14 protein-coding genes are annotated in these 15984 nt (G+C 28.0%); all 14 read left to right on the top strand.

Features of this window, described 5'->3' with window-relative positions:
- The first annotated feature begins 1 nt into the window (after window position 1).
- The 14 genes from AC5YF9_RS03960 to AC5YF9_RS03895 all read left to right on the top strand — a co-directional run bounded on the left by AC5YF9_RS03960 (window position 2) and on the right by AC5YF9_RS03895 (window position 15966).
- Window positions 2-1657 carry a ribonuclease J gene (locus AC5YF9_RS03960; protein WP_415303411.1) on the top strand — a complete coding sequence of 552 codons (1656 nt, stop codon included), beginning with the start codon at window positions 2-4 and terminating at the stop codon, window positions 1655-1657.
- On the top strand, window positions 1658-1903 hold the full coding sequence (locus AC5YF9_RS03955) for a DUF1467 family protein (protein WP_415303410.1): 246 nt from the start codon (window positions 1658-1660) through the stop codon (window positions 1901-1903).
- Window positions 1904-1905: 2 nt separating this feature from the next.
- Window positions 1906-3240, top strand: coding sequence for a proline--tRNA ligase (gene proS, locus AC5YF9_RS03950; protein WP_415303409.1), 1335 nt, complete (start codon window positions 1906-1908; stop codon window positions 3238-3240).
- Window positions 3237-4469 (top strand): FtsX-like permease family protein, encoded by a 1233-nt coding sequence (locus AC5YF9_RS03945; protein WP_415303408.1) that lies wholly within the window; start codon window positions 3237-3239, stop codon window positions 4467-4469. The genes proS and AC5YF9_RS03945 overlap by 4 nt, the downstream gene beginning before the upstream one ends.
- On the top strand, window positions 4462-5148 hold the full coding sequence (locus AC5YF9_RS03940) for an ABC transporter ATP-binding protein (RefSeq protein ID WP_415303407.1): 687 nt from the start codon (window positions 4462-4464) through the stop codon (window positions 5146-5148). The genes AC5YF9_RS03945 and AC5YF9_RS03940 overlap by 8 nt, the downstream gene beginning before the upstream one ends.
- On the top strand, window positions 5132-8548 hold the full coding sequence (dnaE, locus tag AC5YF9_RS03935) for a DNA polymerase III subunit alpha (protein ID WP_415303406.1): 3417 nt from the start codon (window positions 5132-5134) through the stop codon (window positions 8546-8548). The genes AC5YF9_RS03940 and dnaE overlap by 17 nt, the downstream gene beginning before the upstream one ends.
- 129 nt (window positions 8549-8677) lie before the next feature.
- On the top strand, window positions 8678-9499 hold the full coding sequence (gene rpsB / locus AC5YF9_RS03930) for a 30S ribosomal protein S2 (RefSeq protein WP_415303405.1): 822 nt from the start codon (window positions 8678-8680) through the stop codon (window positions 9497-9499).
- A 1-nt stretch (window position 9500) separates the two neighbouring features.
- Window positions 9501-10352, top strand: coding sequence for a translation elongation factor Ts (gene tsf, locus AC5YF9_RS03925; protein ID WP_415303404.1), 852 nt, complete (start codon window positions 9501-9503; stop codon window positions 10350-10352).
- Window positions 10353-10904, top strand: coding sequence for a ribosome recycling factor (gene frr / locus AC5YF9_RS03920; protein ID WP_415303403.1), 552 nt, complete (start codon window positions 10353-10355; stop codon window positions 10902-10904).
- A complete protein-coding gene (gene uppS / locus AC5YF9_RS03915) occupies window positions 10901-11578 on the top strand; it encodes a polyprenyl diphosphate synthase (RefSeq protein ID WP_415303402.1) in 678 nt (225 codons plus the stop codon). Before frr ends, uppS begins: the two co-directional genes overlap by 4 nt.
- A gap of 1 nt (window position 11579) precedes the next feature.
- The gene (locus AC5YF9_RS03910; RefSeq protein ID WP_415303401.1) at window positions 11580-12236 is read left to right on the top strand and encodes a phosphatidate cytidylyltransferase; all 657 of its coding nucleotides are present in this window, start codon (window positions 11580-11582) and stop codon (window positions 12234-12236) included.
- 1 nt (window position 12237) lies between these two features.
- Window positions 12238-13404: a 1-deoxy-D-xylulose-5-phosphate reductoisomerase gene (dxr, locus tag AC5YF9_RS03905; protein ID WP_415303400.1), complete on the top strand. Its 1167-nt coding sequence runs from the start codon at window positions 12238-12240 to the stop codon at window positions 13402-13404.
- A 37-nt stretch (window positions 13405-13441) separates the two neighbouring features.
- Window positions 13442-15649, top strand: coding sequence for an outer membrane protein assembly factor BamA (gene bamA / locus AC5YF9_RS03900; RefSeq protein WP_415303399.1), 2208 nt, complete (start codon window positions 13442-13444; stop codon window positions 15647-15649).
- The gene (locus AC5YF9_RS03895) at window positions 15649-15966 is read left to right on the top strand and encodes an OmpH/Skp family outer membrane protein (RefSeq protein ID WP_415303398.1); all 318 of its coding nucleotides are present in this window, start codon (window positions 15649-15651) and stop codon (window positions 15964-15966) included. The genes bamA and AC5YF9_RS03895 overlap by 1 nt, the downstream gene beginning before the upstream one ends.
- Window positions 15967-15984 lie beyond the last annotated feature (18 nt).

The raw sequence follows: 15984 nt of genomic DNA, 5'->3' as shown, positions 1-15984 counted from the left end.
TATGAAAGATGAATTATTATTTTGCCCTTTAGGGGGATCAGGAGAAATTGGCATGAATATGAACCTGTTTGCCTATGGAAAACCTGGAGAACATAAATGGATCATGGTTGATATAGGAGTTACATTTGCTGATGATACCTTACCTGGAATTGATCTAATTTATCCAGATCCTGGGTTTATAGTGGACAAGAAAGAGGACCTTTTAGGAATTATTCTAACTCATGCTCATGAAGACCATATAGGGGCAATTGCTCATTTATGGCCTCAATTAAAATGTAAAATTTTTGCAACCCCATTTACTGCAGTTTTAATAAAAGAAAAATTTAAAGAAAAAAATATCGATGTAACCAAATATCTAAAAATAGTTCAATTGAATGGAACTGTAAGTTTAGATCCTTTTAAAATTGAGTACATTACACTAACTCACTCGATCCTTGAGCCTAATGGTCTTAGAATTGAAACTCCAGCTGGGATAATATTACATACTGGAGATTGGAAGATTGATCCAGAACCTTTAATTGGTGAAAAAATTAATTCTGATAGACTTAAAGAGATTGGTAAAGAAGGTGTCCTTGCTATGATTTGCGATTCAACAAATGTATTTAGCATGGGAAAAGCTGGTTCTGAATTAGATGTTAGAAAAAGCTTATTGAATATAATGGGTAGCCTTAAAAAAAGAATTGTGATGGCTTCTTTTGCATCAAATGTAGCGCGTATGGAAACGGCTTTTTATTGTGCAGAAAAAACTGGCAGACAAATAGCTCTAGTTGGAAGATCTATGCATAGAATATTTAAAGCAGCAAGACAATGTGGTTATTTAAAAAATGTTATTGAACCTATAGATGCTCGTGGCGCAAATAAAATCGCTAGAGAAAAAATAGTTTATCTTTGCACTGGTAGCCAAGGTGAACCTATGGCTGCACTTATGAGAATTTCTAGCAATACTCATCCAGATGTTTATATAGAAAAAGATGATGCTGTTATTTTTTCATCAAAAATTATTCCAGGTAATGAAAAAAAATTATACAAATTACAGAACCAATTAGTCAAAGATGGCATTGAAGTTATTTCGGAAGAAAGTGAATTTGTACATGTTTCTGGCCACCCCAATAGAGACGACCTTAGAGAAATGTATGATTGGGTTAAACCACAATGTGCCGTACCCGTTCATGGAGAACATAGACATATGATAGAACATATGAAATTTGCACATGAAATGAAAGTTCCACACCCTGTTCAAGTAGAAAATGGTGATATTGTAAAATTAGCTCCAGGTAGACCACATGTTTTTGATAAAGCACCAAGTGGTAGACTTTATTTAGATGGAAATATGAACGTTGAGGAAGATGCTCAATCAATTAAAGATAGAAAAAATATAGCTGCCAATGGGTATATGGAGGTGACTATTTTAATTACTACAAAAGGAAATATTCATAAAAGACCCATATTAACTTTTAGAGGCTTACCAGTATATGATGTTGATGAATTTATATACGAATTAGAAGAAGCAATAGAAAAAACAACAAGAACTTTTTCTATAAAAAGTAAAAAACAAGAATATAATTTAATTGATGCCTTAAAAATCACATGCAGAAAATGTGCTAAAGAATTGACTGGTAAAAGACCATTTATAAATATCAATTTAGTAAGAATTTAGATGAGTGCAACGGGTCTTGCTATAATTTACATAATTATTTGGTGGATAGTTTTTTTTGTAATTCTTCCAATTGATGTAAATAGACAAAAACCTATTAAAATCAAGGGTGAAGACCTTGGTTCTCCAGAAAATCCTAAAATGTTAAAAAAATTTATCTATTGCACCGGTATTACAACTGTTATTTTCGTGATAATTTATTTATTGATAAAATATCAATATTTAAATTTAAGATATATAATTAGCTAAAAATGTACATTTCAAAATCATTCATACCAATATTAAAAAATAACCCATCAGAAGCAAAAATTAAGTCACATCAATTAATGCTTAGAGTGGGAATGATAAAACAATCTTCAGCAGGTATTTATTCATGGTTACCATTAGGTTTTAAAGTGATGAAAAAAATAGAACAGATTGTTAGAGAGGAACAAAATAAAATTGGTGCTCAAGAAATACTGATGCCAACTATTCAGCCCAGTGATATTTGGAAAGAAAGTGGTCGTTACGATGATTATGGAGACGAAATGCTTCGAATTAAAGACAGACAAGGCAGGGAGATGCTTTATGGTCCAACCAACGAAGAATTAGTTACAGATATATTTAGATCAAGTATTAAATCTTATAAATCATTGCCTCAATTATTGTATCACATACAATGGAAATTTAGAGACGAGGTTAGACCAAGATTTGGGATTATGCGTGGTAGAGAATTTTATATGAAAGATGCATATTCATTTGATGTAAACGACGAAGATGCAGCTTTCTCTTATAATAAGTTTTTTTTTTCTTATTTAAAAACTTTTAAAAGATTGGAACTTTCAGCCATTCCAATGGCAGCTGATACAGGACCTATAGGTGGAAACCTTTCTCATGAATTTATTATTTTAGCAGATACAGGTGAAAGTAAAATTTTTATGGATAAAAGAGTTTTTGATTTAGATAGCGATGGCTCAGTAATGGACAGAAAATCTTTAGAGGATTTAAGAAAAAAATATGAACAATACTATTCTGTTGCTGATGAAAAATTTAATAAAGATGAGTTTGAAAAAAAAGTTTCTGAAGAAAATAGACTGATTACTAAAGGTATTGAAGTGGGACACATTTTTTATTTTGGTGATAAATATTCAAAAGCTTTAAATGCAGCTGTAGATCTTCCGGGTAGCAAAAAAGACTTTGTTAAGATGGGCTCTTATGGCATTGGTGTTTCAAGACTAGTAGGAGCTATTATCGAAGCTAAATATGATGATAAAGAAGAAATAATGAAATGGCCATTTTCTGTAGCACCATATGAACTAGCTATAATTCCAATGATTAATAAAAATGACACATCTGCTTTAGATAAGGCTACTAAACTTTTTAAACACTTTGAAAGCAACAATGTTGATACAATTATTGATGACATAGATGAAAATCTTTCATCTAAAATTAAGAAATTTAATTTAATTGGTGTTCCATATCAAATAATTTTAGGAAAAAAATCAGAAGGTGATTTATTAGAGTTTAAAGAGTTAGGAAAAGATCCTAAAAATTTAACCATAGAACAAATAACTAAAATTTTAACTGAACTTAAAGTAAAAAATTGATTTCTACATTAGAAAAAGAAATTACATTTAGATATCTAAAAACAAGAAAAAAAGATGGATTTTTAAATATCATCTCTATTTTTTCATTTATTGGAATAAGCTTAGGTGTTGCAGTGTTAATTATTGTCATGTCTGTTATGAATGGTTTTAGAACTGAGCTAGTTAATAAAATAGTCGGATTTAACGCACATGTTACTGTTAAACCTTATGAAAATTCAATTAATTTAAATAAACTTAATAACAGCAATTTAAAACTAATTTCAAAAGAGTTAATTTTTAGCAATTCTGGTGAGGCTATTGTTATTAGTAAAGATTATACAAAAGGACTAGTTTTAAGAGGCTACAGTAGTAAAAATTTTCCTAAACTTGATGTTGTTAAAAAAGGTAACTTAATAGGAGAACCAAAACAGTTATTAAAAAATTCTATATCTATAGGTAAAGAATTAAGTTTTAATTTAGGGCTTAACATAGGAGATAGAGTGTTAATTATGTCTCCAGTAGGTATTGAAACAATTATTGGAAGCTTACCTAAGCAAGAAACTTTTATTATAAGCTCAATCTTCGACAGCGGCTTAGCAGATTTTGATGTCAACATAGCATTCATAAATCTCAATACATTAGAAAATTTTTTTGATCTTGAGAAAGAAAAACGAAACTTAGAAATATATTTGAATAATCCAGCCAATATTGATGAAATAAAGATTCAGATTCAAAAAGTATTTGATAATGAATTTGTTTACACCTGGGCAGATATGAATAGCTCTTTATTTTCAGCCTTAAAAGTTGAAAGAAATGTAATGTTTATAATCTTATCTTTAATTATTATAGTAGCCGCTTTTAATATTATTTCAGGACTTACAATTTTAGTAAAAAATAAAACTAAAGATATAGCAATACTTAAATCTATTGGTGTCTTAAATAAATCTATTACAAAAATATTTTTTTTAGTTGGTGTTATTATTGGAACCAGCGCAACTTTCTTTGGTATTTTTTTGGGTGTGATGTTCTCTTTATATATTGAAAATTTAAGAGAATTTTTAAGTAATACTTTTAATATTAGTCTGTTTCCTGAGGATATTTATTTTTTGAGTACAATGCCTTCCGAGATCAATCCAGCATCAATTTTTATCATTTCGTTATGTTCAATTCTTATAACTATTATTGTTTCAATTTTTCCAGCAATTAAAGCATCAAAATTAGATCCTGTTAAAGGCTTAAAGTATGAATAATTCAATAACTATAAAAAAAATTTCTAAATCTTTTTCTAATAATAAAAAAGTAACTGTCTTAAATAAAATTGATTATTCATTTGCAAAAGGTAAAATTTATTCTCTTATGGGTCCATCGGGATCAGGAAAATCTACGCTACTAAATATTTTATCAATGATTGACAAACCTACAACTGGCTCATTGTCAATTGGCAATGACACAATAGATTTTAATGACAATGCTGATAATGACAAAATTAGATCTAAAAAAATTGGCATTATATATCAACAAAACAATTTACTTCCTGACTTCACAGCCCTAGAAAATGTTTATCTTGCTAGTCTAACCCAAGGTAACAATAAAAAGAGTTCAATTCAAAAAGCACGAAAAATCATCAAAGAAATGGGCCTTTCATCTCGAGAGCATCATTATCCATCCGAACTATCAGGTGGTGAAATGCAAAGAATTGCAATGGCTCGAGCGCTCATAAATGAACCTGAAATAATATTGGCAGACGAACCAACTGGCAGTCTTGATCATACGACGGCAAAAGAAGTTTTTAATGTTTTATATAATTTAAAAAGTAAGAACAGATTAATAATCTATGCAACTCATAATAGATTTTTTGCCAATATGGCTGATTGCAAATTAGAAATGATTGATGGTAATATAAAAACTGTCAATGCTAGAATTAAATAATCAATACTTTAATCATTTAAAGATTCATACACAATATTCAATTTGTGAAGGTGCAATTAAGATTGATAATTTAAAGGATTTTTGTAAAGAAAATAAAATACCCTGCCTAGGCCTTTCTGATACATCTAATTTGTGTGGTGCATTAGAATTTGCTGAAAATATTTCTAAAGTTGGAACGCAACCTATTATTGGTACACAAATCAATTTTAAATTTGAAGACACAACAGGATTACTGCCTCTAATTGCCCTTAATGAAAAAGGTTATAAGCGGATCATTGAACTTTCTTCTAGATCTTATCTTGAAAATGACGCTCTTTCTGATCCTCATTTGGATATTAAGGAACTTTTAAATAATACTGAAGGTGTATTGTTGCTCTCTGGAACTATCCAGGGTTTATTTGGGAAACTATTTCAAAAGGGTCGTTTAGAGGAGATAACAAAGATTTATAAAAGTTTATCATCAAAATTGTATGATAATTTTTATTTAGAAATTCAAAGGCATGGAGATCAAAATGAAATTGTCTTTGAAAAATTTAATCTGGATCAATCTTTTAAGATAAAAATACCAATTATTGCAACTAATGAAGTTTATTATTTAACATCAAATATGCATGAAGCACATGATGCCTTAACATGCATCGGTTCAAAGACTTATGTTAACGAAAAAAATAGAATTAAATACAGCGATCAACACTACTTTAAGTCTAACGAAGAAATGTCAGAATTATTTTCAGATCTTCCTGAAGCCTTAGAAAATAATTTTAACTTGCCATTCAAATGCAATTTTAGACCACAATTTTCTAAGCCTGTATTGCCAAATATTAGCTCTGAAAAAGGAGGTAGTGCAGATGAAATACTTAAAAAAGATTCATTAGATGGCTTGAAAGAAAAATTCCTAAAAGTTTTTAAGATCGATGTAAAAAATTTAGAGAATAATGATAAATTTATAAAATATAAAGACAGATTAGACCATGAATTAAAGATAATCATTGAAATGAAGTATCCTAGTTATTTTTTGATTGTCTCTGACTATATCAAATGGGCTAAGAGTAACGATATTCCAGTTGGACCTGGTAGGGGTTCAGGAGCTGGCTCTCTTGTTGCATGGTGCTTATCTATTACTGATGTTGATCCAATAAAATTTAATTTGATATTTGAAAGATTTTTAAATCCTGATCGTGTGTCAATGCCTGACTTTGATATAGATTTTTGTGAGGAAAAAAGAGATCTAGTTTTTAAATATTTAACAACGAAATATAAAGATAGCGTCGCTCACATAATAACTTTTGGTAAATTAAAGGCAAGAATGGTTATTAGAGATGTAGGTAGAGTTTTAGGTCTACCTTATGGTTTTGTTGATAGTATTTCAAAAATGATACCTTTTGATCCTTCAAGACCACAAAGTTTATCTGAATGCATTAATAGTGAGCCTCGACTTCAAAAATTAGTTAATGAAGATTCCCGTGTAAAAAAATTAACTGATCTTTCTTTAAAACTAGAAGGCTTGAATAGAAACGTAGCAACTCATGCTGCTGGTGTTGTGATTGCAGACAGAAAATTAACAGAAGTTGTTCCTTTATACAAAGATGTATCGGCTGATTTACTGTTACCATCCACACAATTTGACATGTATTCAGCAGAAAATGCAGGCTTAATCAAGTTTGATTTTTTAGGTTTAAAAACTTTAACTGTAATCAATAGAACTCAAAAGCTAATTAATAAAAATGTTAAAGATTTTAAAATTGAAGATATTAATTTTGAAGATAAGAAAGTTTTTGAACTATTATCATCTGGCCATACAGTTGGATTATTCCAGGTGGAGAGTGCTGGAATGCGTGAAGCATTATTGCAGATGAAACCTAATCATATTGAGGATATTATAGCTCTAGTTGCTCTTTATCGTCCGGGACCTATGAGCAACATACCTGTTTATAATGACTGTAAACATGGTAGGCAAACACCAGATTATTTGCATCCATTACTGGAGGATATTCTTAAACCTACTTATGGCGTAATTATTTATCAGGAGCAGGTAATGCAAATAGCCCAAAAATTGTCAGGATTTACTGCTGGAGAAGCTGATATTTTAAGAAGAGCAATGGGTAAAAAGAAAAGAGCAGAATTAGAAAAACAGAAACAAGGTTTTATTGCTGGTGCTCTTAAAAATGGAATTAACAAGGATATTGCTGCAAGTATCTTTTTAAAAATTGAACCATTTGCTGAATATGGTTTTAATAAAAGTCACGCGGCAGCTTATGCAATCATTTCTTATCAAACAGCATTTTTAAAAACATATTATCCCAAAGAGTTTTTTGCAGCATCAATGACAATGGATATGTCAAACCAAAATAAACTTAGTGAATTTCATGAAGAACTTAAGAGAATTAATATTAAAGTTATACGCCCAGATATAAACAGATGTTTTGCTGATTTTCAGTTTGATGAAGAAAATTTCTATTATGCCTTGGGTGGAATTAAAAGCGTAGGACTTGAAGCAATTTCAAATGTTGTTAAAGAAAGAAAAGAAAATGGCAAATTTAAATCAATCAACGAATTTCTAAATAGAGTTAATCCTAAAGATATTAATAAACTACAGTTAGAAGGTTTAGTCAAAGCAGGAGCTTTTGATAATATAGATGGCAATAGACAGGCATTATTTAATTCAATTCCTAATTTTATCTTAAAAACAAAAAATATCTTTGAAAATAAAGCAGCAAATCAAATTGATCTATTTGAATCTGATGAAGAGCAGGACAATGAAATAGTACTTAATATTGAGGATTGGAACTTTGAAGATAGACTGTCAAGAGAATTTGAAGCTGTAGGTTTTTTTATATCCGATCACCCCTTAAACCAATTTAAAGAAATTTTTGATGATTATAAAATAGTTGATTATGTAAAGTTTAATTTGAATGATGATATAAAAGATGCAAATATTGCTGCAACACTTTTAAAAATCACAGAAAGAAAAACTGCTAGAGGAAATTCTTATGGTGTTATCAAGTTTACAGATTTAACTAGCGTTTTTGAACTTTTTATTTTTTCTGACATATTAGAACTTAATAGAGACGCTCTTATTGAGGGTAGCTCATTAATTATAACCTTAATTAAAACAATTTCTAATGATGAAAAAAAATCCAAAAGAATAAATGTTCAAAAAATAGCCTCTCTAAAAGATCTTTTTAATAAACCTGTTAATGAAATTATATTCAATCTTAAGTCTGTTAAAGACATTGATAAAATATCTGATTTAGTTAGTGAAGAGGGGACAACGGAAGTAAAAATTAATATTAATGATGAATCTGGTAATATTAACTTCAAACTTAAAAATAAAAGACTTATTGATAGAAAAGCTATAAATATCTTAAGAAACAATGATATTTCGACGATTATTCACTAAAAAAGACTTGTTTGTTTTACAAATAATTTGTAAATAACTCTTAAATTAAATTAACACGCACACAGTTTGTGGTTTTATACCTCCGGTCCTTAAATGGAAATTACTGTGGTGGCTTAACCGGGAATAAATATGAAAATACCAAGTCTAACTATTCAACAATTATTAGAAGCAGGCGTTCACTTAGGTCATAAGACTTTAAGATGGAACCCAAAGATGAAAAAATATATCTTTGGTAAAAGAGATTCAATTCACATTATTGATTTAACGCAAACATTAGAATTAACAAATGTAGCTTTAGAAAAAGTCTACGATGTTGTTGCTAATAATGGCAAAATTCTTTTTGTATCAACTAAAAAACAAGCATCTGAAGCTATTGCAGAAGTTGCAAAAGAAACTGGACAATATTTTGTAAATTACAGATGGTTAGGTGGAATGTTAACTAACTGGGGAACAATTTCTGGATCAATTAAAAAGATGAAGAAATATGAAGCTGACCTTGTAGCTGAAAATAGAGGCTTTACAAAAAAAGAGTTATTAAAAATGAGTGTTAAAAAAGATAAATTAGAAAGAGCTTTAGGTGGAATTGCTGAAATGAAAAAAATTCCAGATTTAGTTTTTATTATTGATACAAACTATGAATCTTTAGCTATCGCGGAAGCAACTAAGTTGGGAATTCCAATCTGTGCTATATTGGATAGTAATTCGAACCCAGACGGTGTTGATTTTCCAATTCCTGGTAATGATGATGCTAGAAGAGCAATTGATCTTTATTGTAATCTAATAAAAGAAACTATTGAAAATGCAAAAAAAGCAACACCATCTAAAAGTGAAGAGAAACTTAAAGTTGAAGATATGAAAGAAAAAGAAAAATCTACTAAAACTGTTCAAGAATTAGATAGAGAAAAATTAGATGCTAAATTCTCAAAAAAAGAAAAGGAAAAGTTGAATTAATATGAGTGATATAGAAAAAGTAAAACAACTTAGAGAAGCAACAGGTGCTGGTTTTAAAGATTGCAATATAGCTGTTAAAGAATCGGGTGGAGACTTAGATAAAGCAGTGGAAATTTTAAGAGTTAAAGGAATTTCTAAAGCTTCAAAAAAAATGTCTAGAGATGCTAAAGAAGGAGTTATAGCAACCTCTGGAGACGAAAATAAAATATCGTTAATAGAGTTAAATTGTGAGACAGATTTTGTTGCTAAAAATGATGATTTTGTCTCATTTGCAAAAGAACTGAGTGAATTAAATAATCAAAACAATTCAGACTTAAATAAATTAAATAAATCTAATATGCTAAATGGCCAAACGGTTGAAGACAACCTAGTTTCATTAATAGCAAAAATGGGTGAAAAAATAACAGTCGGCAAACTTAAAACGTTTAACCAAAAAGGCACTAAAAATTTTAACTATTTACACACTGTAGTTAAGGATAATTTATCTAAATTATCGGTTTTGGTATCTCTTGAAACTTCCGATGATAGTGATGCTGTTAAAAATTTTGGAAGACAGCTTTCAATGCATGTAGCTGCATCTAATCCACTAGCATTGAGTTCAGATTTAATTGATGCAAATGTACTTCAAAAAGAACAAGATCTTGTAACGGAAGAATTGAAAAATTCTGGAAAACCAGATGATATTGCGCAAAAAATTAGCCTAGGTAAAATGAATAAATTTAAAGAGGATAATGCACTTCTTACTCAAGCATGGGTTATGGAACCTAAAAAAAGAGTGCAAGATGTAATAAAAGATCTTAATATCACTAACTTAAATATTAAAGATTTCTATAGAATAAAAATTGGCGAATAGATGTTTGATGATAAAATGTACAACCAGAAGATGGATAAAACCATTGAGGTTTTTACAAAAGAATTAACATCATTAAGAACTGGTAGAGCAAATGCAGCAATGCTTGATCTTGTTAAGGTCGATGTTTATGGACAAGCGATGCCATTAAATCAAGTTTCTAGCATAACAACTCCAGATGCGCGTACTATCAACATTCAAGTTTGGGACCTTAATAACGTTCCATTGGTTGATTCTGCCATAAAAAAATCTGAGCTTGGTTTAAACCCTCAAATAGATGGGCAATTGATTAGACTGCCTGTTCCAGATTTAAATGAAGAGAGAAGGTCTGAAATTAAAAAAGTAATTAAATCCATCGGCGAAAAGTGCAAAGTTTCAATTAGAAATATAAGACGTGAAGCTAATGATGATTTAAAAAATTTAGTTAAAAATAAGAAAATCAGTGAGGATGATGAAAAAAAAAATGAAAAAATTATACAAACATTTACAGATGAGCATATTAAAATTATAGATCAAAAAGTTGAAGCTAAAGAAAAAGAAATAATGACCATATGAACCCAGTTAAACATGTTGCCATCATTATGGATGGAAACGGGAGATGGGGCATTAAGCACAAAGGATCTAGAAACGCTGGACATAGAGCTGGGTTAAATACAGTAGAGATGGTAATTAATGAATGTTTTAAAAACAATATTAAATACATAACACTTTACACTTTTTCTACTGAAAATTGGAAAAGACCTAAAAAAGAAATTAACTTCTTATTCAATTTACTAGAAACTTTCCTAGTAAAAAAAATTCATAATTTAATTGAAAAAAAAATAAAATTAAGATTTATCGGCACTATAAAAACATTACCTGCAAAATTAAAAAAACTGTTAAAAGAATCTGAGTTAAAAACAAGAGATGGCAATGAATTGCAAGTTAATATTGCACTAAACTATGGATCAAAAAATGAAATTATAAACGCTATTAAATTGACTGTTAAAAATCAAATAAATATAACTAAAAAAAATATTGAAAAAAACCTTTATACCAACCAAATTCCAGACCCAGACATATTAATTAGAACTGGTAATACAAATAGACTAAGCAATTTTTTATTATGGCAACTAGCATATACAGAAATATTCTTTGAAAAAAAACTTTGGCCAGACTTCAAAAACCATGATTTTAAAAAAATTTTAAAAAAATTTAAAAGTTTAAAAAGAAATTTTGGTTCTATTTAATATGATATCTGAGTTTAAAAAAAGAATAATTACATCTATATTTTTAACAGTATTACTTTTTTTAATGTATCTTTATTCATTTATACTTATTATATCTTTAATAATCATCACAACGATTGTGTGGATTGAATTTTACGCTTTAATATCAAAAATATTTAAAAGTAGCAGTTTTAAGGATAAATTTTTAAGAGTTGCGTTAAAAGCTATATCACTTTTGTATTTATCAATAATGACTTTTTTTATAATTGTAAATCAAAATTCAGATAATAATATTTTTATTTTATATTCGCTGTTAGTAGCTATAGTATCAGATATCGGTGGTTTTGTTTTTGGCAAAACTTTTAAAGGTAAAAAACTTACAAAAATAAGCCCAAAAAAGACTATTTCAGGTGCAATAGGGTCATTTATATTTTCCGTAATGTTGATACCTCTTTTTATTAATGATTTATATGAAGGTAATACTTTCTTTTTATTTTTTGCTACATTAGTCATATCCCTTACATCTCAAATGGGTGACTTATTTATCTCTTTAATAAAAAGAAAAGCAAAAGTTAAGGATACAAGTGATTTATTACCTGGTCACGGTGGATTTTTAGATAGGATAGATGGAATTATTTTTGCAATACCTGCTGGAATTATTTTATTTAATATTAATTAAAATGAAAAAAAAAGTTGTTATTTTAGGTTCCACAGGATCAATCGGAAAGTCTTTATTTAGTATATTAAAAAATGATAAAGATAATTTTGAAATTTATTTGCTTACTGCTAACTCAAATTATAAAGAGCTTTTAAAACAAGTTAAAATTTTCAAAGTTAAAAATATAATTATTACAAATAAACTTGCATTTATTAAAATTCAAAAAATTTTGATAAATGAAAAAATAAATATTTATAACGATTTTAATTCAATCAATAAAATCTTCCAAAAAAAAGAAATCGACTACGTTATGAGTGCGATTTCAGGATTTAATGGATTAAAACCAACTTTATCTATAATTAAATTTTGTAAAAAAATTGCAATAGCAAACAAAGAGTCAATTATATGTGGATGGTCATTAATTAAAAAAAGTCTTAAATATAACAAAACACAATTTATACCAGTAGACTCTGAACATTTTTCAATTTGGTCTTTATTGGAAAATTTAAAAAATAATAGTATTGAAAAAGTCTATATCACAGCTTCAGGAGGCCCATTCAGAAAATATCCATTAAGCAAATTTAAATCAATAACACCAACCATGGCCCTTAAGCATCCAAATTGGTCTATGGGAAAAAAAATATCAATTGACTCAGCAACCATGATGAATAAAGTTTTTGAAATTATCGAAGCAAAAAAAATTTTCAATTTAAGTTATAATCAACTAGAAATTATTGTTCATCCTCATTCATATCTTCATGCAATAATTAAATTTAATAATGGTCTTACTAAGCTTTTGATTCATGACACAAATATGAAAATACCAATTTTTAATTCTTTATACTCAGATTCATACAAAAAGATTAAATCTGAAAAATTAAGTTTAAAAAAATTAAATAATCTTAATCTTGAAAAAATTGATAAAAAAAGATTCCCACTTGTTGAATTTTTAGATAAATTAAAAAATAACAACTCTTTATTTGAAACAGTTATTGTTGCAGCTAACGATTGTTTGGTTAAACTATTCTTAGAAAAAAAAATAAAATTTACAGATATATCTAGAATTTTATTAAAAACTCTCAATATGACTGAATTTAAGAAATATAAAAAAATAGCACCTAAGAATATCAATCAAATTACAAAATTATCAAATTATGTAAGTTTAAAAATTAACAACATGAGTGTATAACATCAGCATGCTAAGTTTTATTTTAAAATTATCTTTAGTGCTGTTTTTCCTCATCACTCCCTTGCATTCTAAGAATTATAATGAGATTATTATTAATGGCAATTCTAGAATATCGGATGAAACTATAAAGGTTTTTTCAGCTATTCCAGATAACAAAATTTTGAATGAAGATTCAATTAATTTAATTTTAAAAAATTTATATAATACGGGTTTTTTTAAAGATGTTTCTATCAAAATAATAAATAATCAACTTCTAATCAAAGTAGAGGAGAACCCAATTATACAAAGTGTTTTTATTGAGGGTATAAAATCTAAAACAATAAAAAAATCTATAATTGATATTTTGAATTTAAAGGATAGGTCGTCGTTCAATATAGCCCTTCTTAAAAATGACGAAACTGGAATAATCAATTTACTTAAAGATAGAGGTTATTATTTTTCAGTTATAACAACAAAGATTGAAAACCTTGGTAACAATAAAGTTAATTTGATACATGATATTGATATTGGAAACAAAGCTAAAATTTCAAAAATCTCTTTTATAGGTGACAAAAAGATAAAAGATAACAAGCTTAGAAATGTAATCTTGAGTGAAGAATATAAATTTTGGAAATTTATTTCAGGTAAAAAATTTTTAAATGAACAACTAATTAATTTTGATAAAAAACTATTAAGAAACTTTTATCAAAATCGTGGATTTTATAAGGTAAAAATTGAATCATCATATGCAAATTATCTTGGTAATAATGAATTTGAGCTTATTTATAATATTACATCTAATAAAAAATATTTTTTTAACGATATTAAAATTATTTTACCAAATGATTACGATGAAGCTAATTTTATTAATTTAAATAAAATTTTTACTAAGTTAAAAGGAAAAAAATATTCTTTAAATTCTATAGATAGAATTCTAAATGAAATTGATAAGATTGTATTAAATGAACAATATGAATTTTTAAACTCAACTGTTAATGAGGAATTTACTGATAATTTAATCAATTTAACTTTCAATATTGTAGAAGCGGAAAAATTTTACGTAGAGAGAATTAATATTTTCGGAAACAATGTTACTCAAGAAGAGGTAATTAGAAATGCGTTAAATGTAGATGAGGGTGACTCATTCAGTGATTTATTACACAAAAAATCAATTAATAACATAAGATCATTAAACTTTTTTAAAGATGTTAAAACCGAAATTGTTGAAGGGACAAATAATAACCAAAAAATAATTAACATTATTGTTGAAGAAAAGCCAACAGGTGAAATTAGTGCTGGTGCTGGGGTTGGAACTTCTGGTGGTACATTAGCTTTTAGTGCAAAAGAAAATAATTTTTTAGGTAGGGGTATTAAATTTTCTTCAAATCTAACATTAAGCAAAGATTCTGTTAAAGGTTTATTTTCCTTAAATAATCCAAATTATAGAGGTTCAAATCGTTCATTAAGATTAAGTGCTCAAAGTATTGTCACAGATCGGCTTATAGCCTCTGGTTATAAATCAAGCAAAACTGGTTTTACTATAGGCAGTGGTTTTGAATATTACGATGATTTCTATCTGACTAGTGGCGTATCTTCGTTTATTGAAAACTTAAAAACAGATAGCACAGCATCGGCTAGTATGACTAGACAAAAAGGATCATATTTTGATACCTTTTTTAATTTCACCTTAGATTATGATAAGAGAAATCAAAAATATAAAACTACAGATGGTTTTAGAAGCAGATTTACTCAAAACTTACCCTTAATAAGCGAAAATTATTCACTAACAAATACTTATGATTATAAAATTTTTAATACTTGGTTTAATGAGAACGTAGCATCAATAAGCTTTTATGCCTCCGCAACAGAATCACTTACAAATAAAGATGTCAAACTTTCTGACAGATTGTCTTTACCTTCAAATAGACTAAGAGGATTTGAGTCAGGAAAAGTTGGACCAAAGGATGGAGAGGATTATGTAGGAGGAAACTATGCTGCTGCTATAAATATTGCAACATCACTCCCTCAAATATTACCAAGCTTACAAAATACAGAATTTTCTATATTCTTTGATGCAGCTAATGTGTGGGGTGTTGACTACGATTCTAGTGTAGATGACGGAAGTGCAATAAGATCCTCTATTGGAATGGGCGTTGATTTATTTACCCCCATAGGTCCACTTAACTTTTCTTTTACAGAGGTAATCAGTAAAGATGATAACGATATTACTGAATCGTTTAGATTTAACCTTGGTACTACTTTTTAATGAAAAAATATTTTTTATTTATTCCGTTTATATTTTTATTATTTCCGAATATTTTAATAGCTAATACAAACATTGTTTTTATTGATATGGATAAAATCATGTCTACATCTATCGCAGGTAAATCAATTTTGAATCAATTAAATGACATAAATGAAAAAAGACTAAAAGATTTAGAAAAAATTGCAAAAGATCTAAAGAATAAAGAGAAAAAACTTATTACTCAAAAAAATATTTTAGCAGCATCAGAATATGAAAAAAACATCACTTCTTTAAAATCTCAAATTAATAAATATTCAATAAAAAAAAAAAGATATTGATGAATTAAAAGAATTAAA

This window comes from Candidatus Pelagibacter sp. uisw_098 (assembly GCF_059512505.1).
This window is presented reverse-complemented; position numbering and strand designations above follow the sequence as displayed.